At 36.6% G+C, this 25,409-nt stretch carries 26 protein-coding genes; 10 read left to right on the forward strand and 16 right to left on the reverse strand.

The window, feature by feature from the left end; all coding sequences use genetic code 11:
* Window positions 1–173 precede the first annotated feature (173 nt).
* Complete coding sequence (gene dcd / locus M2265_RS16665) at window positions 174–710, forward strand: dCTP deaminase (RefSeq protein ID WP_132769948.1); 537 nt, start codon at window positions 174–176, stop codon at window positions 708–710.
* 52 nt (window positions 711–762) lie between these two features.
* Here the strand turns inward: dcd and prfB are convergent.
* A protein-coding gene (gene prfB, locus M2265_RS16670; protein ID WP_132769946.1) for a peptide chain release factor 2 occupies window positions 763–1,846 on the reverse strand; the annotation gives its coding sequence in 2 pieces (ribosomal slippage) (window positions 763–1,785 and window positions 1,787–1,846; 1,083 coding nt in all).
* 200 nt (window positions 1,847–2,046) lie between these two features.
* Between prfB and pgi the strand changes: the two genes are divergently transcribed.
* Window positions 2,047–3,696: a glucose-6-phosphate isomerase gene (pgi, locus tag M2265_RS16675; protein WP_132769944.1), complete on the forward strand. Its 1,650-nt coding sequence runs from the start codon at window positions 2,047–2,049 to the stop codon at window positions 3,694–3,696.
* Between the two features lie 64 nt (window positions 3,697–3,760).
* On the opposite strand, the gene pfkA is transcribed toward pgi, so the two are convergent.
* The 4 genes from pfkA to M2265_RS16695 form a co-directional block, all read right to left on the reverse strand.
* Entirely contained in the window at window positions 3,761–4,735 is a 975-nt protein-coding gene (pfkA, locus tag M2265_RS16680; protein ID WP_132769942.1) for a 6-phosphofructokinase, read from the reverse strand.
* A 171-nt stretch (window positions 4,736–4,906) separates the two neighbouring features.
* Window positions 4,907–6,598, reverse strand: a complete 1,692-nt coding sequence (locus tag M2265_RS16685) for a protein-disulfide reductase DsbD family protein (RefSeq protein WP_132769940.1) — start codon at window positions 6,596–6,598, stop codon at window positions 4,907–4,909.
* A gap of 266 nt (window positions 6,599–6,864) precedes the next feature.
* The gene (locus tag M2265_RS16690) at window positions 6,865–7,314 is read right to left on the reverse strand and encodes a protein-disulfide reductase DsbD domain-containing protein (RefSeq protein WP_132769938.1); all 450 of its coding nucleotides are present in this window, start codon (window positions 7,312–7,314) and stop codon (window positions 6,865–6,867) included.
* A 229-nt stretch (window positions 7,315–7,543) separates the two neighbouring features.
* Entirely contained in the window at window positions 7,544–8,314 is a 771-nt protein-coding gene (locus tag M2265_RS16695; protein ID WP_165905888.1) for a biotin--[acetyl-CoA-carboxylase] ligase, read from the reverse strand.
* A 50-nt stretch (window positions 8,315–8,364) separates the two neighbouring features.
* Here M2265_RS16695 and rsfS point away from each other — a divergent pair, with 50 nt between their 5' ends.
* Genes rsfS through M2265_RS16715 form a run of 4 tightly spaced genes read left to right on the forward strand, consistent with a single transcriptional unit; the run spans window position 8,365 to window position 12,191 of the window.
* Window positions 8,365–8,739: a ribosome silencing factor gene (gene rsfS / locus M2265_RS16700; RefSeq protein WP_021191401.1), complete on the forward strand. Its 375-nt coding sequence runs from the start codon at window positions 8,365–8,367 to the stop codon at window positions 8,737–8,739.
* A gap of 44 nt (window positions 8,740–8,783) precedes the next feature.
* On the forward strand, window positions 8,784–10,856 hold the full coding sequence (gene ftsH / locus M2265_RS16705) for an ATP-dependent zinc metalloprotease FtsH (RefSeq protein ID WP_132769934.1): 2,073 nt from the start codon (window positions 8,784–8,786) through the stop codon (window positions 10,854–10,856).
* Between the two features lie 59 nt (window positions 10,857–10,915).
* Complete coding sequence (locus M2265_RS16710; RefSeq protein WP_132769932.1) at window positions 10,916–11,563, forward strand: LutC/YkgG family protein; 648 nt, start codon at window positions 10,916–10,918, stop codon at window positions 11,561–11,563.
* A gap of 4 nt (window positions 11,564–11,567) precedes the next feature.
* Complete coding sequence (locus M2265_RS16715; RefSeq protein WP_021191405.1) at window positions 11,568–12,191, forward strand: rhomboid family intramembrane serine protease; 624 nt, start codon at window positions 11,568–11,570, stop codon at window positions 12,189–12,191.
* A 2-nt stretch (window positions 12,192–12,193) separates the two neighbouring features.
* Here M2265_RS16715 and M2265_RS16720 read toward each other — a convergent pair whose 3' ends face one another.
* Window positions 12,194–13,732, reverse strand: a complete 1,539-nt coding sequence (locus M2265_RS16720) for a YifB family Mg chelatase-like AAA ATPase (protein ID WP_132769930.1) — start codon at window positions 13,730–13,732, stop codon at window positions 12,194–12,196.
* 239 nt (window positions 13,733–13,971) lie between these two features.
* On the opposite strand from M2265_RS16720, the gene M2265_RS16725 reads away from it, so the two are divergent.
* The 4 genes from M2265_RS16725 to trmB all read left to right on the forward strand — a co-directional run bounded on the left by M2265_RS16725 (window position 13,972) and on the right by trmB (window position 16,178).
* On the forward strand, window positions 13,972–14,241 hold the full coding sequence (locus M2265_RS16725; RefSeq protein ID WP_021191406.1) for a YtxH domain-containing protein: 270 nt from the start codon (window positions 13,972–13,974) through the stop codon (window positions 14,239–14,241).
* A gap of 86 nt (window positions 14,242–14,327) precedes the next feature.
* Window positions 14,328–14,747: a hypothetical protein gene (locus M2265_RS16730; RefSeq protein WP_021191407.1), complete on the forward strand. Its 420-nt coding sequence runs from the start codon at window positions 14,328–14,330 to the stop codon at window positions 14,745–14,747.
* Complete coding sequence (locus tag M2265_RS16735; RefSeq protein WP_132769928.1) at window positions 14,722–15,231, forward strand: hypothetical protein; 510 nt, start codon at window positions 14,722–14,724, stop codon at window positions 15,229–15,231. The genes M2265_RS16730 and M2265_RS16735 overlap by 26 nt, the downstream gene beginning before the upstream one ends.
* A 290-nt stretch (window positions 15,232–15,521) precedes the next feature.
* The gene (gene trmB, locus M2265_RS16740; RefSeq protein WP_132769927.1) at window positions 15,522–16,178 is read left to right on the forward strand and encodes a tRNA (guanosine(46)-N7)-methyltransferase TrmB; all 657 of its coding nucleotides are present in this window, start codon (window positions 15,522–15,524) and stop codon (window positions 16,176–16,178) included.
* Between the two features lie 64 nt (window positions 16,179–16,242).
* Here the strand turns inward: trmB and M2265_RS16745 are convergent, their stop codons facing one another.
* The 10 genes from M2265_RS16745 to M2265_RS16790 all read right to left on the reverse strand — a co-directional run bounded on the left by M2265_RS16745 (window position 16,243) and on the right by M2265_RS16790 (window position 25,268).
* Window positions 16,243–17,229, reverse strand: coding sequence for a rhodanese-related sulfurtransferase (locus tag M2265_RS16745; protein ID WP_132769925.1), 987 nt, complete (start codon window positions 17,227–17,229; stop codon window positions 16,243–16,245).
* A 166-nt stretch (window positions 17,230–17,395) separates the two neighbouring features.
* Entirely contained in the window at window positions 17,396–17,611 is a 216-nt protein-coding gene (locus M2265_RS16750) for a DUF3820 family protein (protein WP_021191410.1), read from the reverse strand.
* Window positions 17,611–18,366 carry a glycosyltransferase family 2 protein gene (locus M2265_RS16755; protein WP_132769923.1) on the reverse strand — a complete coding sequence of 252 codons (756 nt, stop codon included), beginning with the start codon at window positions 18,364–18,366 and terminating at the stop codon, window positions 17,611–17,613. The genes M2265_RS16750 and M2265_RS16755 overlap by 1 nt, the downstream gene beginning before the upstream one ends.
* Before the next feature lies 1 nt (window position 18,367).
* The gene (locus M2265_RS16760; protein WP_132769921.1) at window positions 18,368–19,279 is read right to left on the reverse strand and encodes a glycosyltransferase; all 912 of its coding nucleotides are present in this window, start codon (window positions 19,277–19,279) and stop codon (window positions 18,368–18,370) included.
* A gap of 5 nt (window positions 19,280–19,284) precedes the next feature.
* Entirely contained in the window at window positions 19,285–19,926 is a 642-nt protein-coding gene (locus tag M2265_RS16765) for an SAM-dependent methyltransferase (RefSeq protein ID WP_021191412.1), read from the reverse strand.
* 28 nt (window positions 19,927–19,954) lie between these two features.
* Complete coding sequence (locus M2265_RS16770) at window positions 19,955–21,307, reverse strand: flippase (RefSeq protein ID WP_132769919.1); 1,353 nt, start codon at window positions 21,305–21,307, stop codon at window positions 19,955–19,957.
* Window positions 21,308–21,362: 55 nt separating this feature from the next.
* Window positions 21,363–22,106 carry a DeoR/GlpR family DNA-binding transcription regulator gene (locus M2265_RS16775; RefSeq protein WP_132769917.1) on the reverse strand — a complete coding sequence of 248 codons (744 nt, stop codon included), beginning with the start codon at window positions 22,104–22,106 and terminating at the stop codon, window positions 21,363–21,365.
* Window positions 22,107–22,180: 74 nt separating this feature from the next.
* Window positions 22,181–23,458, reverse strand: coding sequence for a hypothetical protein (locus M2265_RS16780; RefSeq protein WP_132769915.1), 1,278 nt, complete (start codon window positions 23,456–23,458; stop codon window positions 22,181–22,183).
* Window positions 23,459–23,590: 132 nt separating this feature from the next.
* A complete protein-coding gene (locus tag M2265_RS16785) occupies window positions 23,591–24,316 on the reverse strand; it encodes a YebC/PmpR family DNA-binding transcriptional regulator (protein WP_021190283.1) in 726 nt (241 codons plus the stop codon).
* 1 nt (window position 24,317) lies between these two features.
* A complete protein-coding gene (locus tag M2265_RS16790; RefSeq protein WP_132769913.1) occupies window positions 24,318–25,268 on the reverse strand; it encodes an NAD-dependent epimerase/dehydratase family protein in 951 nt (316 codons plus the stop codon).
* Window positions 25,269–25,409 lie beyond the last annotated feature (141 nt).

Genomic DNA, 25,409 nt, shown 5'->3' on the forward strand with positions numbered 1-25,409 from the left:
ACTTACTAGGACCTGATGAAGCATGATAAAAATTAATACCTAATATTTCCAGAAGAAATATTAGGAAATGCTGTAAAATATCAACGATTACCGTATTTTTGAAAAAAATGGTTGCTGTTCACTTTTCTAAACGATTGAGAGTCAACTTTAACCTATATAAATATTGAATAATCATGATTTTATCGGATAAACGTATACTAGAAGAAATTGAAAATGGCAATATCGTTATTGAACCATATGATCGTAAATGCTTGGGGACAAACTCGTACGATGTTCACTTAGGTAAACATCTGGCGACCTATAAAAACCGTGTTTTAGATGCGAAACATCATAATGAGATTGATCATTTTGAAATTCCGGAAGAGGGATTTGTTTTAGAGCCTAATACATTATACCTCGGGGTCACGTTAGAATATACCGAAACGCATAAACATGTTCCCTTCTTAGAAGGAAAATCGAGTACGGGTCGTTTAGGTATCGATATTCATGCTACTGCTGGAAAGGGTGATGTTGGATTTTGTAATACGTGGACATTGGAGATTTCATGTGCACAGCCTGTTCGCATCTATGCAGGAATGCCAATAGGACAACTTATTTATTTCGTAGTTGAAGGAGAGGTGGAAACTCTTTATAATACAAAGGGTAATGCAAAATATAATATCAAGACGACCAAGCCTGTGGAGTCTATGATGTGGAAAAACTCATTTTAAATTAAAAAGAGCAAAGATTTTAAAATCTTTGCTCTTTTCGTTTGAAATCTGCTTAACCTCCAAATTCCATTAAATAGGCTTTTAAGAATTCGTCCAAGTCACCGTCTAGCACAGATTGTGTATTAGAGGTTTCGTAATTGGTTCTTAAATCTTTAATTAATTTATAGGGGTGTAATACATAGTTTCTTATTTGAGATCCCCACTCGATTTTCTTTTTATTACCCTCGATTGCGTCGGTTGCCTCTTGGCGTTTCCGCATTTCGATTTCATACAGTTGTGATTTCAAGAGTCGAAAGGCATTTTCTTTATTTTGTAATTGTGATCTAGATTCCTGATTTTTAATGATAATACCAGTTGGCTTATGGTGTAATCGTACTGCAGTTTCTACTTTATTTACGTTTTGACCTCCAGCACCACCTGCACGGAAAGTATCCCACTCAATTTCAGAATCTTTGACCTCGATTTCAATGTTGTTATCAATTAATGGATAGACGTATACAGAGGCAAATGAAGTATGACGCTTGCCGTTTGAATCAAAGGGTGAAATACGAACTAAACGGTGGACACCATTTTCACCCTTTAGATAACCATATGCAAAATCTCCGGAAATTTGGAGCGTGACAGTTTTTATTCCTGCAACTTCTCCCTCTTGCGAATCCTGTTCAGTTACTTTATAACCATTTTTCTCACCCCACATGATATACATACGCATCAACATGGCCGCCCAGTCACAACTTTCTGTTCCGCCGGCTCCAGCAGTAATCTGCAGAATGGCGTCCAGCTGATCTTCTTCGGCGCTTAGCATGTTCTTGAATTCTAATTCTTCCACCGCTTCTAAAGCAATATGATACTGTTCATTGAGCTCCGCTTCCGTAGCGTCGCCGGCTTGATAGAATTCATATAATACACCCGTATCATCGACAGCTGCCGCGACCGAATCAAAGTGATCCGTCCATACCTTCTGTACTTTGATAGACTGTAATATTTTTTCTGCAGCTTTTGAATCGTCCCAAAAATTAGGTTGTAAGGTAATTTCTTGGTCTTTTTCTAGCAGTTCTTTTTTGACATCGATGTCAAAGATGCCTCCTCAGGGAAGTTACACGATCCCTCAAATCTTGAATTTGTTCTTTGGTCATAATAACAAAGATACGGCTTTCTATAGGAAATGCCCAAAAAGCTGCGATATGAACTTCAGTGATCGGGATAAATTTTTATATTTCCTCAATAGTACAGTTTTTAATGGAAGAGGAGAAATCGATAACTTTGTTTATAGATATGGTACAATTAACATTGTAAATAAAACAAATTTATCTAAGTTTGATTAAAATAGAAAAATATGTTACCAAAAATAGATTTTACTCAGACAGCGGCTTACCGCTATTTAGCCGATCATTATATTAGTATAAACGAGCATAGCTTGAAAGATTTATTTGCTGCAGATGATTTTAGATTTGAGAAATATAGTATTGAATTTAATGATTTGCTCTTAGATTATTCAAAAAATAGAGTGAACGATGAGACGTTAGCTTTGTTACGCCAGTTGGCAAAAGAGTGCCAATTAAGCGAAGCCATAGAAGCAATGTTTCAGGGTGAGAAAATCAATGAAACAGAAGGCCGTCAGGTATTGCATACGGCTTTGCGCAATCAATCTGGAAAAGCAATATTTGTTGATGGTCAAGACGTCATGAAAGATGTAAATGCTGTTTTGGCACAGATGGAGTCATTCACAAACCGCATTCTATCTGGTGAATGGAAAGGCTATACTGGAAAAACCATTACCGATGTGGTGAATGTTGGTATCGGAGGATCTGATTTAGGTCCAGTAATGGTGACGGAGGCTTTAAAGGCTTATCGCACACATTTAAATATGCATTTTGTATCTAATGTGGATGGAACACATATTGCCGAGGCTATTAAAAACCTTGATCCAGAGACAACCTTATTCCTGATTGCATCAAAAACTTTTACAACACAGGAAACGATGGCAAATGCGAATACTGCTCGAGATTGGTTCTTGACAAGTGGAGCACAACAGACCGATGTTGCGAAGCATTTTGCTGCTTTGAGCACGAATACCGCTGCTGTTGCCGCATTTGGTATCGACACTAAAAATATGTTTCAATTCTGGGATTGGGTTGGTGGACGTTACTCCCTATGGTCTGCGATCGGTTTATCGATCAGCTTAGCTGTTGGTTTTGAACATTTCAAAGAATTATTAACGGGCGCATTTGAGGCCGATGAGCATTTTAGAACAGCAGCTTTTGAAGAGAATATTCCGGTTACTCTAGCTTTGTTGGGTATATGGTATAATAACTTTTTTGAAGCAGAAAGTCACGCGATCTTACCATATGATCAATATTTACATCGTTTCGCGGCGTATTTCCAACAGGGAGATATGGAGAGTAATGGTAAGTGTGTGGATCGTAACGGTAAAGCTGTGGATTATCAAACAGGTCCAATTATCTGGGGTGAGCCTGGTACAAATGGACAGCACGCTTTTTATCAACTGATACATCAAGGAACTAAATTAATCCCTTGTGATTTTATTGCACCTGCCATTAGCTTAAACCCTATAGGCAAGCATCATCAGATGTTACTTTCTAATTTTTTTGCGCAAACAGAAGCATTGATGAATGGAAAATCTGAGGAAGTTGTTGTTGCTGAACTAAAGGCAGCGGGTAAATCGGAAGAAGAAATTGAAAAGCTGAAAGCATTTAAGGTGTTTGAAGGAAATAGACCGAGTAACTCTATTTTGCTTAAAAAAGTAACACCACGTTCTTTGGGTACTTTGGTTGCACTTTATGAGCATAAAATATTTGTACAGGGCATTATCTGGAATGTCTTCAGTTTTGATCAATGGGGGGTAGAATTAGGGAAGCAGCTTGCGGGTCAAATTTTACCAGAATTAGAGTCAGAAGATATCATTACGACGCATGATTCGTCGACAAATGGTTTGATAAATCAATATAAAGCTTGGCGTTTATAAGTGTTAAGGAAATAAAAAAACCGGGGTTAATGTTTTAATCCCGGTTTTTTTATGTTGTTATTTTTTATAAGGATAGAATTTCAACTATTCTTAATAAATCCTGATTGATTGAATCAATGTGTTTAATTGCTTTTTTGAACGATATAAATTGTATTTCGCCATGAACTAAACCCACCATTTCACCTTTGCGACCCTCTAGTAGAGCCTCTACAGCGGCAACACCTAATCTGCTGGCCAATACTCTATCCATACAAGTCGGGCTTCCACCGCGCTGTATATGACCTAATATCGATAATCGAACATCATACTTAGGAAAGTTTGCTTTGATTCTTTCTGACACAACCATTCCACCTTCCGAATCACCTTCGGCAACGATGATGATACGTGATGATTTGCTTTTACGCGTTTTATCTAAGCGTTTCATGATGGCATCGTAATCCACATTAAATTCAGGGATTAAAACGGCTTCAGCACCTGTACTGATACCCGATCTTAGCGCAATCAATCCCGAATCTCTACCCATCACTTCAATTACAAAAAGACGGTCATGAGATTCTGCTGTATCTCTAATTTTATCAACAGCCTGTATAACTGTATTGATAGCCGTATCATAACCTATTGTAAAGTCAGTCCCAGCAAGATCATTGTCAATTGTACCAGGAAGACCGATGATAGGAATATCAAATTCCTCTAGAAATTTGGATGCACCTGTAAAAGTTCCATCGCCACCAATTACGACTAAAGCATCGATACCTGCCGCTTTTACATTTTCATAAGCTTTTTGGCGTCCTTCAATAGTTCTGAATTCATCACTTCTTGCTGTTTTTAAAATGGTGCCACCACGTTGTATGATGTTAGCGACAGATTTAACGTCCATAGCATACATATCGCCACTGACCAAGCCGTCATATCCTCTTTTAACACCAAAAACATTTAAACCATTATATATACCTGCTCTAACTACCGCGCGAATGGCAGCATTCATTCCTGGAGCATCTCCTCCAGAAGTTAATACTGCTATATTTTTAATATTACTCATAATTCAAACTTAATAAATCGTATTTCGGTTTGCAATATAAACCAGTTGAATGAAAAAAACAACTTATTTGGGTTATCTATTTGTAAATTGATCACCCAAATAAGTTGCGATTGCTTTTATTCTTTGCTCGAATCGGGATCGATTCAACAAAATCTACGGCCCGTGAAGCCGTTACTTTTTAGCATTGAAGGCGTCAATTCCACTTTGTAAGTATTGCGCATAGGCAATAGGATCGTAATTTGCTCCTGAAGGTGGAACCAACACGTTTCCTTGCGTATCGACAATCACATAAAGAGGCTGTGAATTACTGTTAAATTTCGACGCTTGAAAATCTGAATTTTTGTTTCCAATATTCTTGATTTTCTTTTTTGAATAAGTTGAAATAATCTGCTCTTCTTTAGGTAACTCCGTACGGTCATCGACAAAAAGTTCAGCCATTACGAAACCTTCTTTCAATAATTTGGCTACGTTAGGATCTGTCCATACGTTTGCTTCCATTTTACGGCAGTTTACACAGTTCCAGCCTGTAAAATCGATTAGAACAGGCTTGTTCAATTCTTTAGCAGTTTCTAAGGCTTGGTCGTAGTCATAGTAAGGATCAAATCCTTTTGGAGTACCACGTTCGTGGAATATCTCTGCATATTTTTTTACTTTGCCATCCGAGTATACCGGTGCACTTGCTATTCCAGCAGATAAATCAAAATCCTGAGTTGCTGATGGTGGTAAAAATGCGGATATGGATTTCAAAGGAGCCCCCCATAGTCCTGGTATCATGTACATCACAAAAGCAAAGACTGTTATCGCTAAAAATGTACGTGGTACGGATAAGAATTTTAGCTCACTATCATGAGAAAACTTAATTTTACCAATAAGGTAGAGACCCATTAAACCGAAAATAACGATCCATAAGGAAAGAAATACTTCACGATCAAACCAATTCCAATGGTAGGCAAGATCAACATTTGATAGGAATTTTAATGCTAAGGCTAACTCCAGAAATCCTAGGACTACTTTTACACTATTTAACCAGCCTCCTGATTTTGGAAGGGATTTTAATAATGAAGGGAACATTGCGAATAATGCAAAAGGAATTGCTAAAGAAATAGAAAAACCAAGCATACCGATTGCTGGCCCTAAGCGCTCGCCTTTAGATGCTGCTTCCACCAACAACGTACCTATAATAGGTCCTGTACAGGAAAAGGAAACTAAAGAAAGGCTAAATGCCATAAAGAATAGACCAACCAAACCACCTTTGTCCGATTTGGCATCCATTTTATTGACAAATGAACTTGGTAGTGTAATTTCAAATGCACCAAAAAATGACGCTGCAAAAACGACTAGTAATAGGAAGAATAAAAAGTTAAAGATACCATTTGTAGAAAGTGCATTAAGTGCGTCAGAACCAAATAAAATGGTAATGATCATGCCCAACGCAACATAGATGATGATGATAAATAATCCATATAGTAAAGCTTTACTTATTCCACTGGCTCTTGATCCTGATTGTTTCGTAAAGAAACTGACAGTCAACGGTAACATTGGAAAGATACAAGGCATCAATAATGCCATAAAACCTCCCACTAAACCTGCGATGAAAATACCCCAAAGTGATTTTTTTTCTTCGGGAGCTTGATCAATTGCTGTTTGCGTCATGGCTTTAGTTGTATCCTGACTGAGGGTATCAGGACTTTCAGAGAAAACCAAATCCTCTGTCACTTCAACAGGGGATGTTGTATCAGCAGATTCTGAAAATTCGATTCCTTCCACACTAAGTAAAGAGTCTTGTGCTGTTGCAAAAGAAAGAACAGGAATAAATAAACTGAAAATAACGAAGTAGATTAAAAATAGTTTCTTTTTAGCCATTATATATAGAGTTCTAAGATAATTTGTAAAATTAAAAAAAGACATTGAGAATCACCTTATTGTTTAGTAGTTGTAAAGTCAATTTTGCCTTCTAAAGGCAATCTTACAGGCGTTTATACTTCATTACAAGGGTAATTATAATAAATCGCAGAAAATTAACATTTCATGAAGTGATTTTGAATTCGCACGCTAATAAGAAAACGCTATTCAACTAACCATAATGAATTAGCTGAATAGCGTTTTGTTCAAATATATGTTGCTAATTTTTACTTGATTGCTACAGAAAATGCATAATCTGTTGGTGGAAGACATTGTGTTTTATCGCAAGCTTGGTATTCTACACTTCCTTTTACAGTTGTTGTTCCTTTATTTAATTTTACTTTTTGCTGAAAAATTACCTCTTTTTTAAAGTAGCCTACATTCATTTTAAAGACTTCTTCGTATTTTGTTGCTGCTTTAGGTTCAGCTGTTTTACCGTTTAGCGCGTAATCTTTAGATGCAGGGAACGTAAATGAGGTTGGTATAGGACCATTTTCACCGACATTTTGAGAATAAATGTGCCAACCGTCCTGAATAGTGGCTTTGATAAAGATAACTGCTTCCTTATCATTTAATTTTTTTGAAGCAACAGTCCATTTAACAGGATCGTGGATTTGAGCTACTGCTCCTGAAATAGCAAAAAATAGTACTGCTATTAGTAATGTTAATTTTTTCATGGAATATATTTGTTTTTTGTATTGTTACAAAGCTATCATTAGCATATTTATTGTTTTTAGTAAACGATAGGCATTGATGGTTTCATCAGCATATTTAATATTAAAAACTTTCTATACAAATCATGCTCTTGCTATAAGACCTTAGGAAATAGCTAAAGTTTAATTTCTTTTAGCAAATTTACTTTTTTGGTCCAATATATTTATCGGAGCAGGGTAAATATTTTGTTGCTTAAAGGACATATTTAATCTCTTGGAGATTGAACTCTTTTATATCATTTGCGATTTGAATCTGTAATAGGCCATTTGAAAGTACTTGTATTATTTTCCCTTCAATTTTTGTTTTATTGACTATATATCTTTTCATCTCATTTCTTCTAAAAAGATTTTGATTGAATGCTAATAGTTGTTGATCTTGATCCTGGTTTTTTAACCGTTTGTACTCTATATCTAAAAATTGATAAAGTTCTGTCGCTAGCGATCGTATGTAATAGGGTTTTTCTTGTTTGGTGATCGATTTTAGTGAGGTAATATGTTGGGTATCGCCAAATGACGTCTGATTTATATTAATACCGATCCCAATAATACTTGTTGCGATTTTATTTCCTTTTATCGTGTTCTCAATTAGTACACCTACTATTTTTTGGTCATTAACATAAATATCGTTTGGCCATTTGATTTGCACTTTTTGGTTGGTTTTTGTTTTTAACCAGTTAAATATTCCGAGACATATGGCGCACGATAAGGTAAATTGCTGATCTATTCTTAAAAAATGCGGGTAAATGAGGATTGATGTAATGATATTTTTACCAGGTTCGCTTTTCCAAATATTACCCCTCTGACCTTTCCCCGCGAATTGTTCTACTGCTAAAATGGCAGAACCTTCGTCCTGTGGCTTGAATTTTGACAAGTTTTCTTTAAAATAATCATTTGTGGATGCCACTCGATCGACAGTAATTACATTTTGACCGATAATAAGTCCTGAAAATGTGTTATTTTGCAAGGTGATAATTTTTTAATTGTATACAATAGTCAAAACTATAATTTTTTTTAATGGATAAAAATAAAAGTTCAGAATTGTCAACGCGACTGTCAGAGGTGGTGGTATATGGAATGCAAGAGAAGAAAGCAAATGAAATAGTGCGATTGGATTTGAGAAATATTAACAGTTCTGTTTCCGATTATTTTGTAATTTGTCATGCAGACTCCCATATTCAAGCGCAAGCAATCGCGAAAAGTGTAGAAGATGAAGTCTATAAAACATTTGGTCAAGATCCACAATATAAAGAAGGCCAGAGTCTTGGCGAATGGTTGATACTTGACTTTGTAGATGTAGTTGTTCATATCTTCAAGAAAGAAAAAAGGGCACTGTATGCGATCGAGGATCTATGGGGCGACGCTCAAATTCAAGACTTTCAAAGTGCTTAATTAAGATAGAAAAAATAGAATTAAAACGATATAAATAAGAAAGAATGAAGAAAATACCAACTGGTAAAATAACCCCAAAACCGCCCAAGTTTAATGTCATGTGGCTTAGTTTTGCTTTGATATTGGTTTTTTTTGCCCTACAATACGTTTTTAGTGATAATTCGGCTAAAAAAATCACGTACAGTGAATTTGAATCTACCATTTTACCAACAGGTGATGTAGAAAGATTAGAAGGTACTAAGAAAAATGATCTTGTACATATTGATGTTTATATCAAGAAAGATCGTTTAAAAGATGAAAAATATAAAAATGTGGCTCCAGGAGCAAATGCATTGTCATTGAACCCTGAAGTAGGCCCTCAATATTACTTTACTGAAGCTTCGGCTGATATTTTAGCTTCAAACTTAAAAGCGGCGCAAGAAAATCTTCCTGCAGGTACGCCGCGATTAAGTGTAAGTTATGAAGATCGTTCTAACCCATGGGCTAATTATTTTGTGACCTTTATTTTACCACTTGTTGTGATGGTATTATTATGGTTATTCTTGATGCGTCGTATGAATGGAGGTGGCGCTGGTGGTGGCGGTCAGATATTTAATATTGGTAAATCTAAAGCACAGCTGTTTGATAAAGAGTCTTCCATTAATATTACTTTTAATGATGTTGCAGGTTTAGAAGAAGCCAAACAAGAAGTAATGGAAATTGTGGATTTCTTGAAAAACCCGCGCAAATACACAAATTTAGGTGGTAAAATTCCTAAAGGAGCATTATTAGTTGGCCCTCCAGGAACCGGTAAAACGTTACTTGCAAAAGCTGTGGCAGGTGAAGCACAAGTTCCTTTCTTCTCATTATCAGGTTCTGATTTTGTTGAGATGTTTGTGGGTGTTGGTGCTTCTCGTGTCCGTGATTTGTTTAAGCAGGCAAAAGAAAAAGCACCATGTATCATCTTTATCGATGAGATTGATGCTATAGGCCGTGCGCGTGGTAAAAACTCCATGATGGGCGGTAATGATGAACGCGAAAACACTCTAAATCAGCTTCTTGTTGAGATGGATGGTTTTGGAACGGATTCAGGTGTTATTATTTTAGCAGCGACCAACCGTATTGATGTATTAGATAGTGCATTGTTGCGTCCAGGACGTTTTGATAGACAGGTTTCTATTGATAAACCCGATTTAATCGGTCGTGAGCATATTTTTAAAGTTCACTTGAAACCATTAAAGTTATCGGAAGAAGTTGATGCTAAAAAACTGTCTGCACAAACTCCGGGATTTGCTGGTGCAGAGATTGCCAATGTTTGTAATGAGGCGGCTTTAATTGCAGCACGTAAGAATAAGACAGAGATTGATATGCAAGATTTTCAAGATGCGGTAGATCGTGTTATTGGAGGTCTTGAGAAAAAAAATAAAATCATTTCACCAGAAGAGAAGAAAATTGTTGCTTACCATGAGGCCGGCCATGCGATTGCAGGTTGGTTCTTAGAGCATGCTGATCCATTGGTGAAAGTGTCTATCGTGCCTCGTGGAGTTGCTGCACTGGGATATGCGCAGTATTTACCAAGGGAACAGTTTTTATATACTACTGAGCAGTTAGTTGATAGTTTGTGTATGACGATGGGTGGCCGTGTAGCTGAAGATATTACATTTGGACGTATATCTACTGGTGCACAAAATGATTTGGAAAGAATCACAAAATTAGCATATGCTATGGTTGCTATCTATGGTATGAATGATAAGGTTGGTAATGTTTCATTCCGTGACGGATCTGAACAATTTCATAAACCTTATTCTGACAAAACGGCAGAGTTAATTGATTCTGAGGTACGTAATTTAATTACTGACGTTTATGCAAGAACAAAACAGTTATTGTTAGATAAACAAGAAGGTTTAGTTGCGATTGCCGAAAAACTATTAGAGAAGGAAATCTTATTTCAAAGTGATCTGGAAGAAATATTGGGAAAACGCCCTTTTGATACAAAAACAACGTATGATGAGTTTGTGAATAGTGGAGATGGTGGCGGTGTTCCGCAAACAGATCTTCCATTAGATGTGTTACCTGAAGAGGCGAGCAGCGCAGAACCAAAAGTAGGTATTAAAGAAGAGGATAATCCAAACACATAAATTTTTAATTCTACAGCGCTTCTGAAAAGAAGCGCTGTATTTTTTATCAATTCCACCGAATGAATGTTAAAAATAGCAGCAGCAAAGAGCAGATGCTTAGCAAAATAAGAAAAGCTCTGTTAGAAAAGACAGAAAATCCACATCCCAAATTTCAGAAGGCACCTTTATATCAGGAGGAAGATGAGCTTGTGGATGTGACCTTTGCACGCGAATTAACAGCAGTAGGGGGGAAGTTTTTGTATTGTGATGGCGAGATTGAACTGATTGAGAATTTGATTAATCTGACGGAGGAAAATAATATTAAAAAGATATTTACCTGGGAAAAAGGAGTTCAAGACCTTTTAAACCCTTACGGTTTTCCTATACATACGGATGAAATTGAATTTGATGCAGCCGATGCAGGGATAACTTCTTGTGAAGTTATGATTGCGCGTAACGGTAGTATCATGGTCAGCAATGCTAATGCATCAGGACGTAGATTGGGAATCTATCCGCCCATCCATATTGTTATTGCAAAAGCCTCGCAGATGGTCTGGGATATTAAAGATGCATTATCCTATATGCAGCGTCGCTACGGTAATGAAATGCCCACAATGGTTTCGACAGTCACTGGACCTTCCCGTACAGCAGATATCGAAAAACGCCTGGTCCTGGGGGCTCATGGACCAAAAGAATTATATGTTTTATTATTAGAGGATCGTTTTTAATTATATGATACAGGAATACCTTTTTTTAACTCCAGTTGCGAGTATTATCTTTGCTTTGACAGTGGCTTCAAGTATCTATAGTTTTTCAAATCCTCAAGTATTGGGAGAGATGATGTTACATCCTTATAGTATATATCGTAAAAAACGCATTTATACTATTTTAACCAGTGGCATGGTTCATAAAGATTGGGGGCATCTCCTTTTTAATATGATCACATTTTATTATTTCGGATTTGGCTTAGAAAAAATATTGATCCAGGTCAGTGATTGGGGGCACCTTCAATTTGCAATCATTTATATTTCCAGTTTAATACTGAGTGATATTCCTACCATTTTCCAGCACAAAAATAATCCGGGCTATTATAGTTTAGGTGCTTCGGGAGCAATCTGTGCCGTTTTATTTAGCTATATCATGTTTGATCCTAAAATGATGCTCGGTATCTTTATGATCATTCCAATGCCAGCTTATATATTTGCCGTACTTTTTCTTGGTTACTGTATTTGGGCATCTAAAAATTCAAAAGACGGTGTCAACCACGATGCGCATTTATTTGGAGCAATCTCTGGAGTGATTATTACCTTGTTGCTCTATCCATGGATTTTTAAACATTTTATAAGTCAATTTTAGCATTATCCTGCCCAGTTCTCGCGGTCTAAGCTTCTATATTGTATTGCTTCAGCGAGATGATGATTCTGGATGTTGGTTTCTTGTTCCATGTCGGCGATTGTTCTAGCTACTTTTAAGATGCGGTCATATGCTCTTGCTGATAAACCTAATTTCTCCATGGCAACTTTAAGGAGCTGTGTTCCCTGCTGATCTATCTGACAGCGTTCACGAACCTGAGTACTGCTCATTTGAGCATTATTATGGATTTCACTATACTGTTTAAAACGTTCGTTTTGAATTTTTCTGGCAGCAATGACACGTTGTCGAACCACGATGCTTTTTTCTGATGTTTCATTAGATACAAGCTCTTTAAATGCTACCGGTGTAACTTCCACGTGGAGATCGATCCGATCCAGTAGTGGTCCTGATATCTTGCTTAAATAACGTTGCACGGTATTGCTTCCACATATGCATTCTTTTTCGGGATGATTGTAATACCCACATGGGCATGGATTCATGGCAGCAATTAACATAAAGCTTGCTGGATAATCGACCGAAAATTTTGCTCTTGAGATTGTAATATTCCGAGACTCCAATGGTTGTCGCATCACTTCAAGTACAGTTCTTTTAAACTCAGGAAGTTCATCCAGAAATAAAACACCATTATGTGATAATGAGATCTCTCCAGGTTGAGGAGTTGCGCCGCCCCCGACCAGAGCAACATCAGAAATGGTGTGATGGGGAGACCGAAAGGGCCTAGTTGTCATCAACGATTCCTTGGCTAAAAGCTGTCCTGCAACAGAGTGAATTTTGGTGGTCTCTAATGATTCTTCTATTGTTAATGGTGGTAAGATCGTCGCTAATCGCTTTGCCAGCATTGTTTTACCTGCTCCTGGCGGACCTATTAAAATAACGTTGTGACCGCCGGATGCCGCAATTTCTAAAGCTCTTTTAATGTTTTCCTGACCTCTAACATCACCAAAATCAGTTTCAGCATGATCGATTTTGTTTAAAAACTCTTCTTCAATATTGATAGCAGTTGGCTTAAGGTCATACTTGTCGTTAAAAAAATCCACTACTTCCGTCAGATTATCAACTCCGAATATTTTAAGATTTGATACAATTGCGGCTTCTCTTGCATTTGTATTCGGAAGAATAATTCCTTTAAAATTATCCTTAAGCGCCTGAATAGCGATTGGTAACACTCCCTTTATAGCTTGAATCTTACCATCTAGTGATAGCTCTCCCAATATCAGATAATCCGTTAATTTGTCCGCATTAATTTGATTAGACGAAGCCAGTATTGCTGTCGCAATTGCAAGATCATAAGCTGAGCCTTCTTTGCGAATATCTGCTGGGGCAAGATTGACAACGATTTTTTGTCTGGGCATGCGAAGACCGCAAGACACAATGGCACTTTCTATGCGCTGTAAACTTTCTTTGACAGCATTATCGGGCAATCCAACAATATAATATCTTGTTCCTGCTGTGATATTTACTTCAACAGCTACACTCGTGGCTTCAATGCCATATACTGCACTACTATAGGTTTTTGTTAACATATAATTGGTCTAACTGATCATTAAAGTTAATAAAAAGGTTTAACTATTTCTTGAGAATTATTTTTTTCCTTTGAAGAACGGCATGAAGTTGTGGTTTTAGATAAGATACATTATATTGTAGTAATTGATATTTATCATATGTCAAAAAATAATTGGTTTTGGCAAACGATTTGCTACTCTATTTGTATTATTAATGAATAGAACGGATTGCAAAGAATTAACATTTAAAGTTTAAGAATATGAATGATACTAGTAAAGTAGTAGTGGCATTATTGGCAGGGTTAGCTGCCGGAACCGCTTTAGGAATTTTATTCGCACCTGATAAAGGAACAGAGACAAGAGACAAGTTAAATGAATCATTAGCAGATTTGGGAGATGCTATCCGTGAACGCGCAGAAGAGCAGTTTGATCAGCTAAATGACTTCAAGGAAAAAATAGTTTCAACCCTTAAAACAAAAATCAATAAAGGGGAAGAAATCTTCGAAGACGAAATAACAGAACACGCGTAAGTGGCTGTTGTTTTAGAGCTTAAAAAAATATTATAGATCATATTATCAGAGGCTAAAAAAGCCTCTGATTGTTAAAATAAAAATAAATGGAAGAAGAAAAATTCTCGCTTAGTGGAACATTCCAAAAGACCAAGGAATATTTAGATTCGCAATTAAATTTAATTCGGCTAAAGACCGTTGAGCGATCTTCCCGTTTGATCGCAAGCTTAATTGTCGATGGAGCAAAAATTATTTTAACCTTATTTATTATATTTTTCCTTTGTCTTGCCCTTGGTTTTTATTTGGGAGAAGTATTAGGTAGTAATTCTTTAGGATTTTTAGCTACAGCCGTAATATTTTTGGTGATACTGTTACTGATTTGTGTATTAGAGCCAAAATTAGAGACCAAATTTATGGATTTATCTATCCGCAGATTCTCTGCAAAATGGGATGATGAATCAGATGAAGAAGAAAATAATTTGAAACAAGAAAACTTAGAAGATGACGAAAAAAAGCAAAATTCATAACCTCGCAGAGCTTAAGGCAGAAATCGCGCGTCTCAAGATTTTGAAGAACGAACAGGAAGCGTATTTAAAGTCTCAAGTTAAATTATTGAATCATAAAATAGAGACACCTGTACGTATTTTTAATGCGCTTAAATCTAATATTCCGGGTGCAAATATCATATCAGGCCTTTTTGCTTCGACAAAAAATAGCGGTGGCACTAACTCAGACTGGGTAACTAAAGCCCTGCGCATTGGTGTGCCTTTTGTTATGAACAGATTTTTCTTTAAAAAAGCTGGTGTTTTGAAAAAGGCTCTTCTTCTGTTAGCTTCGGAAAAAGCTCTTGGTCAGGTTAATCAAGATAAAATTTCAAGTATTATCGAGAAAGTAACAGATTTTATTAAACCAAAAAAGAATAAGAAAAAAAAGGTTGATATGGAGAAGCTTCCAGTAGTAGAAGATCAGGTGAATGAATATGGTATACCTTCCTATAGTGAAACTTATTAATGAGGATAACTGTTTCCTTCAGTACTATTGACCAAAGCCAGATGTTGGCTTTATTAATGAATTGCTGGCGATAGCTATTTTTCTTTTGTCATTCTATTGCTAATAATATTTAGCTGTTTCATAAAAGCTATCCCTACTTATTTTATAAGATGAATTTTTGAATGTTGCAATGACATTTACGATTTCATGATCTCTTGGCTAAACTTTGATCGGTCATACTCCCCACTTAATTTTACTATACTATTGATTACTGCAAGAATAAGATTATTTTTGCAGGATATTTTATTATAATGGGTAAAGACAAACTTAGAAAATTTGCAGAAATTGGTACTTTTGACAACGTCGTAGAACTTGATGCAGGTAAAGCGCTTAAAGGTCAATGGGCTAAAACGCATTTTAAAAATGATAATCCAATTGTTGTAGAGTTGGCTTGTGGAAAAGGTGAATATACTGTCAATTTGGCGAAGCTTTTCCCTGAAAAGAATTTTATTGGTGTTGACTATAAGGGTAACCGGATTTGGAGAGGAGCAAAAACTGCTATTGAAGAAGGTATTACTAATGTTGGATTTCTACGTATTCAGATTGAAACGATTTTAGAATATTTTGCAGAAAATGAAGTTTCCGAAATCTGGATTACATTCCCAGACCCACAACCGCAGGATAGCCGTGAGAAAAAAAGACTGACCAATCCAACTTTCCTAGGCCGTTATAAGTTTGTTTTAAATGATGGTGGATTTATGAACCTGAAAACTGACAATGATGGTTTTTATAATTATACTTTAGAACAGATTGAAATCTTAGGATTGCCTAAACATGTCGAAACAGCAGATTTGTATCATTCTGATTTAGTAGATGAGGTTCTGTCTATTAAAACATATTATGAGAAGAAATATTTGGCTGTTGATAAAAATATAAACTATGTTAAATGGTCATTTGATCAGATATAATTCTTTTCTGAAATGCATTTCATAAATAAGAAGGCTCCATCCGGTTAGGATGGAGCCTTCTTATTTATGCTTCAACTTGCGCTTTAGGAGGAAAGTTTTTATGTTTTCTTTTGCTTATTTTTTCGATGTTGACCGGTTGAGGTATCTTAACATAGTAGCCTGTACCATCATAGGTGCGTTTCAACGGATCTTCTTGGCAAGCTGTTGAGCAACAGCCTTCAAGTTTTTCACCACATTCATCACATTGTGTGAAATGCTCATTGCAGATTGGGCTGGCACAGTTAATCATCTTCGGTGTTTCTTTTCCGCAGTTCTTACATTTTGAAACTACAACAGGATTTACAGAGTTGACATCAACAGTAACCCTGTTATCAAAGACATAACATTTACCATCGAAGTCTTTACCTCCGGCCTCTTTACCATATTTGATAATACCACCATGTAGTTGATAGACATCTTCGAAACCTTCTGCAAGTAATAGCGCTGATGCCTTTTCACATTTGATACCGCCAGTACAGTAGGTTAAGATTTTTTTGCCTTTATATTTTTCGAGTTCTTTAACTTTTTCAGGGAATTCTCTGAAATTTTCAATGTCTAAAGTAACTGCATTTCTAAAATGACCAACATTATGTTCATAATTAGAGCGTACATCAAGAACAACAACATCATCTCGGTCTTTCATTTCCATGAAGTCTTTAGGTTCAAGATGTATTCCTGTTTTCTGAGTGGGGTCAATAATTTTTGGATCCCGTAAACCCGAGTGAACAATTTCGGTTTTGTAACGGCAGTGCATCTTAATAAAAGATGGTTCCGTAACATCGTCTATTTTAAACTCGGTATGATTAAATCTTCCATCGGCATAAAGGGCATCCATATACGCTTGGCAAGACTCTGGTGAACCCGAAACCGTTCCGTTAAGACCTTCGTCTGCAACGATAATACGTCCAACTAAATTTAATGATTTACAAAATTCTAAATGATCTGCCGCAAATTTTTCAGCGTCAGCGATAGGACTGTAGCAATAGTACAGTAAAGTTTGATATTGTGCCATAGTTTTCATTGATACCGCTGCAAACGGCGTTTAATGCAAATGAATTATAGGGCAAATTTAGTTAAAAATTGGAAATTATACAATTTTTAACGTTTTCTCATCGACCTTTGAAGAACAAATATCATGATGAAACATAAAAATAAAACGGTGAAATAAATAATATTCGTCACTTTTTCTTTAATGGCTCTAGTAGGTACTCGAGTCCATTTAATTTTATCTCATATAATGTACCCAATTGAATACCTAGCTTTCCTGGAGGGAAACCTTTTTGGTGGAACCATACCAGATAAGGTTCGGGTAAGTTACAGAGCGTATAGCCTTGGTATTTTCCAAAAGGCATTTTAACGGTTACAAGTTCAGTAAGTATTTCTGGATTCATCATTAGTCTTCGGGATTACCATTTTTGATACGGTAAACAATCATTTTCAGTCCAATTATAAAATGGTTGAACAGATTGGGAATTGTGCCGTAATATTTTTGAAATATGTCATAACGCTCTTTCAAGGATTCGCGGTGCCTTTGTTTGGACATTCCACCAACTAAATAACGTGCAACATGCTGATGGGCATTTACTGCTATAGATGCCTTTTTTGCAGCTTTGATGACCCAATCTATATCTGCACACAATTTGTAATGTAAGTCATAAGGCTCGGCAATAGTGCGTTTGATATAGATTGCCTGGTGACAGATATTCATGCCATAGCGAAAGCTTTTCCAGTTAAAATATGCGGGAACTTTATGTCGACGTTCACCAATTATTTCTCGCTGTTCGTTTATTAAGAAAGTTTCACCGTAAATAATATCAGCTCCTTCACTTACTTCAGCAAGGTTTGCTAATGTTTCTTTACTGTACAACTCATCTCCAGAATTCAGAAATAAAACATAATCACCTGTGGCCAGCGCTAGACCTTTATTCATTGCATCGTAAATCCCTTTATCTTTTTCGGATAAAATAACGGATACTTGTGATCTATATTTTTCGATCACATCCAAAGTTCCATCTGTAGATAAGCCGTCAATAACAATGTATTCTACATGTTTATAGGTTTGACTCACAACAGATTTTAGGGTATGTTCAATATCCCGCACATTATTGTAAACGACTGTAATGATGGAAAATGTGGGGTTATTATACATGTTATTTTTTTAATTCGTTGAGTTTCTTTTTTGCAAAACGGATTCCTCTTTGTAAAAGCGAACCTTTTCTATGGGCATAAAAATACTTAATTGATTGATAAGCTTGGGCATGCTCTTGAATTTCTTGCGGAAATTGTGTTATTTTTTTATTCGCAAGTACAACTTGATAGGTCGTCTCTGCTGCTGTATGTGTTCCGGATCCATCATTACCGATATTCTGTGTCAATGAATTTCGCGGATAGAGCACTAATCCGTTGTTTTTAAAAACAGATGCATACCAGCGGATAGCCCAAGAGTTGATTTTTCCAGCTTTAAATTCTTTCACCTGCTTCCAAAAATTCTCTTTGCCCTCTATACTAAATTGGTGAATTTGCTCAGCAGTAAAATCATCTGTTAAGGTATTAATATCGCTATTGAAACGATTCCAAGCGCGATCCCATGTTGCCCAGCCCCAACTATTTGCTACTCTAAAGAAAAACGTTTCAGGTAGAGTTTCAATATCTTTTACGGGATAACCATAGCCAGATATCTGCATGACCTGATCTTGATGTCGGTAAAGTTCTAGAGCATCATTAAAGTATTGCAAAGCAAATGGGGAAGTTACTAAATCATCTTCTAGAACGATCACTTGACCATATTGTTTTACAATTTTAGTTACACCGTCGATGACATTTGCTGCTAATCCGCAATTTGACTCCCTTAAAGTAAGAGTTACAGCTTTAAATCTCCAATTTCTACTGATAATTTCCCGTACTTGTTCTACTGCAGCCTTTGATTGCTCATTTTTAGCAGCATCCGCGTAAATAAATAATTCAGACTCGGAAGCCAGATTATTATTTTCCAGTGCCTTTAACGTACGTAAAGTGTGATCTGGTCGATTGTAAACGAATAAGATAATGGGAGCTTTTGACATTATGGTTATATTCCTAAGCAGTTATTTTCTTTGTAAAATAGAGATGTCGCTTTTCTATGTATTGCACCGATTGCTATTCCTGAAAAAGGGATATGTTTAAATCCTTGTTGTAAAAGAAAGTCAATAGCAGGTTGGTAGTGTGCCCTTTCTGAATCGTCCAATATCAATACACCGCCAGTGCTCAATTTTTCAATGGCACTTTTACAGCAGGCAACGCGCTTTCTGCCATCAACAATAACAATATCAAAAAGCTGGTCTTCCTGATTTATTGCGTTGATATAGTCGTCATTTTCTAAAGAAATGTTCTTAATATCGACATTGGCAGGCATTTGATTTTTGATACGTTCAAACCAATTTTTATCATGTTCTACAGCAGTTACTTTTTTGACATGTTTTGCATAGAATAAGGTTGAATTGCCTGCTCCGTATTCAAAAAGTAATAAATCTTTATTTAAGCGACCATCAATAAAATCTAAAAAGGAGTAAGTGAGCCAAGGGATTGGATTTCCATTCGGATCTAATGATTCTTTGTTTAAATAGGAGTTGATCCAGCCTGTCTGAACGAAATATCCCTTAAAGGCCAAGGATAATAACCCCTTAATTAATTTGCTATTGAATAATGATTGGTAGCTACCTGTTTTTTCCATTTTTTAGATTTTATTAGTGGAAATAAACTTAACGATTTATTTTCGAAAATCTTTCTTTTATCGTAGATAAAAGCCCCAACAGGAAGAGGGATTTTATCATTAAAATAGCATTCGGACGAGTCCTTTTAATGAAAAGAAGGAAAAAAGTCGAAGCAAAATAGGCGATCAGGGTTGCATAAGCAGCTCCAATAATTCCAAATTTTGGTATGAAGAAATAATTCAGCACGACATTAACAATTGCACCAAAAGCTGTTCGGTATAAGGTGATCTTTGTAAGTCCCTCAGCAATGAGATATTGTGCACTCGCTGTTCCTAAGAAAGTAAATACACCTGCCCAAATATGCACTTGAAGCGTATGCAGTCCTGGTGCATATTCTGGCTTATAATATTTAAAAATAAAAGGGGCGAGAAATGTAACAACCAAAGCAACAGATACGCTAACAAAAACCATAAGCTCATATAAGTTTCCTAGTCTTTTTTGATATAACTCAGGACTCCCTTTTCGGGCATTCATTATGGCGGGAAATAATGATGTGGAAATAGCAACAGGTATAAAATACCAACTTTCGCTAAAATTTACCACAACCGTATAAACTCCTAATGCTGATTTACCCAATATCGCGTCGATCATCAATTGGTCGATCTTCATGTAAAAGGTAATAAACAAAGAAGAGAAGGCTAATGGCCAGCCTTGTTTGATCAATTCTTTAGCGGTAGTGGCATCATATTTCCATTTGGAAATATGATGCCCCAGTTTACGGTAGAGTGCTAAATATCCGATTTGTAAAATAAGAACATCAATAACTAAAGTCCAGATGAAAGCATCTAATGGGGCTTTTAACAGAATTAATATCAGTTTTATAGCAGCAGAAAGAATGTTTCCTCCTACCTGTACGATCATAATCATCTTACCCTTCACCTTCGCTTGAAAGAAGCTATCGATGATCTGAACGGCCTGTATGATGCATATAAAGGAGACAAGTACAATCTGTTTAAAAGTAGCAGCTGGGGCTTCTGGTGCGTACTGAGCGATGAAAAAGTAAGTGATGTAAATAAGCGGCAAGACGAGTAAACCCGTTATGATACGAATGCGTAATGCCGAACCTAAAAGCTCATTTTCCTTTTCAGGATGCTGAATGATTTGTCGGGTGATGAGGCCATCGGTACCCATTGTGGAAATGCCTGTAAAGAAAGCAAGCAAAACTAATGGATAACTGTAAGTACCGAAATTTGCACTCCCTAAGTAGGAAGGTAATGCAACAGTTGTGACCAACATCTTGATAAACAGGGATCCTACACGGGCCATTAAAAGCCAACCCGTGTTTTTGAAATATTTTTCGAATGCCTCTGGATTAAATCCTGGTAATGCCGGTATTTTCATTATGATGCAAACCTACTGATTTTTTAGAGGTTTGCATGAGAATCCCACCGTATTATTACAATACATTAATCGTCTTGGAGAATTCGATTAAGCTCGGGTGTGTTGGATTAAGGTCTGTTACAAGGTAATTGACATCATGAATTGGAACAACTTTCATCTTCTGCACTGAGTTTAATTTTTCGGCAATGCTTAAGATAACTAGTTTGCTTGAACATTTAATCATGGCCTTTTTAATTTGGACAACTTCCCAATCAGAATCTGTAACGCCATCTTGAGTGGAAAGACTGTTTGTCCCTAATAAACAAAGATCTACTTTGATATCAGAGAGCTCATTAGTTACTTGAGATCCCGATACGATATTTGTATTCCTGGAAAGTTTTCCACCAATTAAAATAACTTCTAAATTTGGTTTTTCAGCTAATTCTAATGCAACAAGGGGGCTGATCGTAAATATGGTACATTGTAGACTGTCAGGTACTAGTCGAGCAAGTTCAATCATCGTTGTACCTCCGCCAGCAAGAATGGTCATGCCATTTTGAAGTAAAGTAATTGCTTTTTTAGCGATTTCCTTTTTAGCTTCTTTCGCATAAACATTTCCATCTTGAAAAGGAAATTGAAAAGATTTGGATAAGGCTCCACCGTAAACCTTTAGTACTTTGCCATTTTCCGCTAATTCATTTAAATCACGACGTATCGTGTCTTCAGAAACATTGAGCTGAATGCTTAAATCTGAAGATAATACTTTATTGTGCAGATTTATTTGGTGTATAATAAAAGCTTGTCTTTCCTCTTTTAACATGACAGATAGTTTATATAGTCGAAATAATTTATATACAAATGTAATTAAATGAAGGTATAAAAAATAAAAGTATTTTAACCGTTATCTTTATTTTTTATCTGCGTTAATCGCGGTTTAAAACCAGTCGGTTTGCTAGCAGGTTCAATGGGATCCTCTTTAACAGTTTGATCCTTTTGCTCTTCTGTTTTATGTTCCGTATTTATCGGTTCTGCTGTAGTAGCTTGTTTTGTTAGTCCTGCTTTAAATCTAGGTTTAAATCCAGCAGGTTTGTTTGCTGCTTCAGAAGGCGTTTTCTGTTGGTCCGTTTTATCAAGCTGTGCATCTACTTTTTGTTCCGCATCTGTAGGTTCTGCTGCAGTCGCCGGTTTTGTTACTCCAGCCTTAAATCTAGGTTTAAATCCAGCAGGCTTTTTTGCTGTTTCAGCAGGCGTGTTCTGTTGATCCGTTTGATCAAGCTGTGCATCTACTTTTTGTTCCGCATCTGCCGGTTCTACTGTAGTCGCCGGTTTTATTACTCCAGCCTTAAATCTGGGTTTAAATCCGGCAGGTTTGTTTGCTGTTTCAGCAGGCGTGTTCTGTTGATCCGTTTGATCAAGCTGTGCATCTACTTTTTGTTCCGCATCTGCCGGTTTCACTGTAGTCGCCGGTTTTGTTACTCCGGCCTTAAATCTGGGTTTAAATCCGGCAGGTTTGTTTGCCGTTTCAGCAGGCGTGTTCTGTTGATCCGTTTGATCAAGCTGTGCATCTACTTTTTGTTCCGTATCTGTCGGTTCTACTACAGTCACCGGTTTTGTTACACCGGCCTTAAATCTGGGTTTAAATCCAGCAGGTTTAGTCGTAATATCTGCTGGAAGATCAACTTGTTCTTTTTTATCGTCGGTGTTTTCTGTGCCGGCAGCGGGCTCGGGTACAGGTGACGATGTTACTCCTGCTTTAAATCTAGGTTTGAATCCGGCCGGTTTTGCTGTTACTTCTTGTGATATGGCAGCATTCTGCGTTTTTTCGACATCATCATTTTTCAATTCTGTTTCAGTAGCAGGAACTATGGCAGGTTTTACCATTGTTTTAAAGCGTGGTTTAAAACCTGTAGATGGAGTAGCCGTTTCAGCCGCAACAACTTGTTGTTCTTTTACAATTGGAGCAGGTTGTTGTATTTCTTTCTTGTCAACTATTACCTCCTCTAATCGATAACTTTTTCGGAGTCTATTGAACCAAAATTTCTTGGTATGGTCAAAACTTTTTGCACCCATGGCCACATAGTGCTTTTTAAATTCTTCATAAAGTGAGTTGTCCGCTTTTTTTAAAGCAGTTAAATCAATCTTTTTTTTAGCGAAAAATTCTTCAAAAGTCATCCTGAAAGTATTTAGTCTATTACAAATGTATACTATTTTATTAAGCTTTAATAGCTTGAGTGCTATTTTGAAATAATTTTGGGTATAAAAAAAGAGCGACAAGCGCTCTTTTTTTATGTTGTTAGAAAAATATTAAGCCATGTTGTGGTATACAGCTTGAACATCATCATCTTCTTCAATTTTGTCGATTAGTTTTAGTACATCTGCAGCATCCTCTTCCGAGATATCAGAATGTGATAATGCAATACGTTCTAGTTTTGCAGAAGAAACTGCTATACCTTTTTCCTCAAGTAGACGTTGCATATTTCCAAAATCTTCAAATGAAGTTTGGACAACAACTACATCATTTCCCTCTTCATCAGATTCGACGTACAATTCTTCGAGACCGCCGTCAATGAGTTCTAATTCTAATTCCTCTACATCCAGATCTTCTGTTGCAGGAAATCTAAAAAGAGATTTACGGTTGAAAATAAAGTCTAGAGATCCTGTTTTACCCAATGTTCCACCAGCTTTGGTGAAATAGCTGCGTATATTGGCTACAGTTCTATTCGTGTTGTCAGTTGCTGTTTCAATTAAGATAGGCACTCCGTGAGGGCCGTATCCTTCATATACATATTCTTCATAGCCTTTGGAATCTTTTTCAGAAGCTCTTTTGATAGCTGCTTCTACACGATCTTTAGGCATATTTACAGCTTTCGCATTGTTTATCGCTGTACGTAATCTAGAATTTGATTCTGGATGAGGACCGCCTTCCTTCACCGCAATTGCAATTTCTTTTCCTAAACGCGTAAATTGGATTGCCATTTTGGCCCAGCGTTTAAACTTACGTTCCTTTCTAAATTCGAAAGCTCTTCCCATGTTATATTTTGTTTGTTTTAAGATTCTCTATCATTTCGACAGTAAGCTTTGCTAAATCAAAAGCAGGCTTCCAGTTCCAATCTGCTCTTGCTGGAGAGTCCTCAATACTAGCTGGCCAAGAATCTGCAATGGCTTGTCTAGGATCATTCTCCGAGTAAGTGATTGTAAAATTAGGAAGAATTTTTTTAATTTCTTCAGCTAGTTCTTTTGGCGTAAAACTTACACCTGTTAAATTATAGCTTGAGCGAATCGTTAAACTTTCTTTTGGTGCATCCATCAACTGTAAAGTACCGCGGATAGCATCGTCCATATATAACATCGGTAGTGCTGTATCTTCAGATAAGAAACACTCATACGTTCCTTTCTTCAGTGCGTCATAGAAAATATGAACAGCATAATCTGTTGTACCTCCTCCTGGTTCAGCTTTCCATGATATAATACCCGGGTAGCGAATGCTACGGATATCTAATCCACGGTGTTCTTGATACCATTCAACTAGTCGTTCGCCGGCAAGTTTGCTGATTCCATAAATGGTATTTGGATCCATCACACAGTATTGGTCTGTATTCGTTTTAGGCGAATGAGGTCCAAATACTGCGATTGAGCTCGGCCAAAATATTTTTGACACCTTATATTCAACTGCAAGATCAAGCACATTGAGCAGACCGTTCATGTTAAGGTCCCAAGCTTTTTGTGGATATATTTCACCAGTCGCCGATAACATGGCCGCTAATAAATATACTTGTGTTGGTTTATATTTTTGGAAAAGGGATTCTATTGCACTTTTGTCAAGTACATTAAGGGTTTCAAAGATTTCCCCGTCCTTTAAATTTTGAGGTTCTCTAATGTCGGAAGTAACGACATTTTCAATACCAAATTTTTCTCTTAAAGCTGTAGCCAATTCAGTTCCGATTTGACCATTTGCACCGATTATAATAATGCTTTCTTTCATCGATGCAAATATAGTATTTTTATTATCCTAACCAATGCTTTGAAACCATTGAAATGACTGTCGAATATTCTTTTTTTAGTCTCATAAAGTCTTTACTGTCACGATATTCGGATCATTTGCTGTTTCGTTTTAGCTTTTTTT

The organism is Sphingobacterium kitahiroshimense (assembly GCF_025961315.1).
GTDB lineage: Bacteria > Bacteroidota > Bacteroidia > Sphingobacteriales > Sphingobacteriaceae > Sphingobacterium > Sphingobacterium anhuiense.

What these genes read in the sequence shown, in the direction of transcription:
- dcd (WP_132769948.1), top strand. Translation starts at nt 174, where the DNA reads ATGATTTTATCGGATAAACGTATACTAGAAGAAATTGAAAATGGCAAT.
- pgi (WP_132769944.1), top strand. Translation starts at nt 2,047, where the DNA reads ATGTTACCAAAAATAGATTTTACTCAGACAGCGGCTTACCGCTATTTA.
- pfkA (WP_132769942.1), bottom strand. Translation starts at nt 4,735, where the DNA reads ATGAGTAATATTAAAAATATAGCAGTATTAACTTCTGGAGGAGATGCT.
- M2265_RS16685 (WP_132769940.1), bottom strand. Translation starts at nt 6,598, where the DNA reads ATGGCTAAAAAGAAACTATTTTTAATCTACTTCGTTATTTTCAGTTTA.
- M2265_RS16690 (WP_132769938.1), bottom strand. Translation starts at nt 7,314, where the DNA reads ATGAAAAAATTAACATTACTAATAGCAGTACTATTTTTTGCTATTTCA.
- rsfS (WP_021191401.1), top strand. Translation starts at nt 8,365, where the DNA reads ATGGATAAAAATAAAAGTTCAGAATTGTCAACGCGACTGTCAGAGGTG.
- ftsH (WP_132769934.1), top strand. Translation starts at nt 8,784, where the DNA reads ATGAAGAAAATACCAACTGGTAAAATAACCCCAAAACCGCCCAAGTTT.
- M2265_RS16710 (WP_132769932.1), top strand. Translation starts at nt 10,916, where the DNA reads ATGAATGTTAAAAATAGCAGCAGCAAAGAGCAGATGCTTAGCAAAATA.
- M2265_RS16715 (WP_021191405.1), top strand. Translation starts at nt 11,568, where the DNA reads ATGATACAGGAATACCTTTTTTTAACTCCAGTTGCGAGTATTATCTTT.
- M2265_RS16720 (WP_132769930.1), bottom strand. Translation starts at nt 13,732, where the DNA reads ATGTTAACAAAAACCTATAGTAGTGCAGTATATGGCATTGAAGCCACG.
- M2265_RS16725 (WP_021191406.1), top strand. Translation starts at nt 13,972, where the DNA reads ATGAATGATACTAGTAAAGTAGTAGTGGCATTATTGGCAGGGTTAGCT.
- M2265_RS16730 (WP_021191407.1), top strand. Translation starts at nt 14,328, where the DNA reads ATGGAAGAAGAAAAATTCTCGCTTAGTGGAACATTCCAAAAGACCAAG.
- M2265_RS16735 (WP_132769928.1), top strand. Translation starts at nt 14,722, where the DNA reads ATGACGAAAAAAAGCAAAATTCATAACCTCGCAGAGCTTAAGGCAGAA.
- trmB (WP_132769927.1), top strand. Translation starts at nt 15,522, where the DNA reads ATGGGTAAAGACAAACTTAGAAAATTTGCAGAAATTGGTACTTTTGAC.
- M2265_RS16745 (WP_132769925.1), bottom strand. Translation starts at nt 17,229, where the DNA reads ATGGCACAATATCAAACTTTACTGTACTATTGCTACAGTCCTATCGCT.
- M2265_RS16750 (WP_021191410.1), bottom strand. Translation starts at nt 17,611, where the DNA reads ATGATGAATCCAGAAATACTTACTGAACTTGTAACCGTTAAAATGCCT.
- M2265_RS16755 (WP_132769923.1), bottom strand. Translation starts at nt 18,366, where the DNA reads ATGTATAATAACCCCACATTTTCCATCATTACAGTCGTTTACAATAAT.
- M2265_RS16760 (WP_132769921.1), bottom strand. Translation starts at nt 19,279, where the DNA reads ATGTCAAAAGCTCCCATTATCTTATTCGTTTACAATCGACCAGATCAC.
- M2265_RS16765 (WP_021191412.1), bottom strand. Translation starts at nt 19,926, where the DNA reads ATGGAAAAAACAGGTAGCTACCAATCATTATTCAATAGCAAATTAATT.
- M2265_RS16770 (WP_132769919.1), bottom strand. Translation starts at nt 21,307, where the DNA reads ATGAAAATACCGGCATTACCAGGATTTAATCCAGAGGCATTCGAAAAA.
- M2265_RS16775 (WP_132769917.1), bottom strand. Translation starts at nt 22,106, where the DNA reads ATGTTAAAAGAGGAAAGACAAGCTTTTATTATACACCAAATAAATCTG.
- M2265_RS16780 (WP_132769915.1), bottom strand. Translation starts at nt 23,458, where the DNA reads ATGACTTTTGAAGAATTTTTCGCTAAAAAAAAGATTGATTTAACTGCT.
- M2265_RS16785 (WP_021190283.1), bottom strand. Translation starts at nt 24,316, where the DNA reads ATGGGAAGAGCTTTCGAATTTAGAAAGGAACGTAAGTTTAAACGCTGG.
- M2265_RS16790 (WP_132769913.1), bottom strand. Translation starts at nt 25,268, where the DNA reads ATGAAAGAAAGCATTATTATAATCGGTGCAAATGGTCAAATCGGAACT.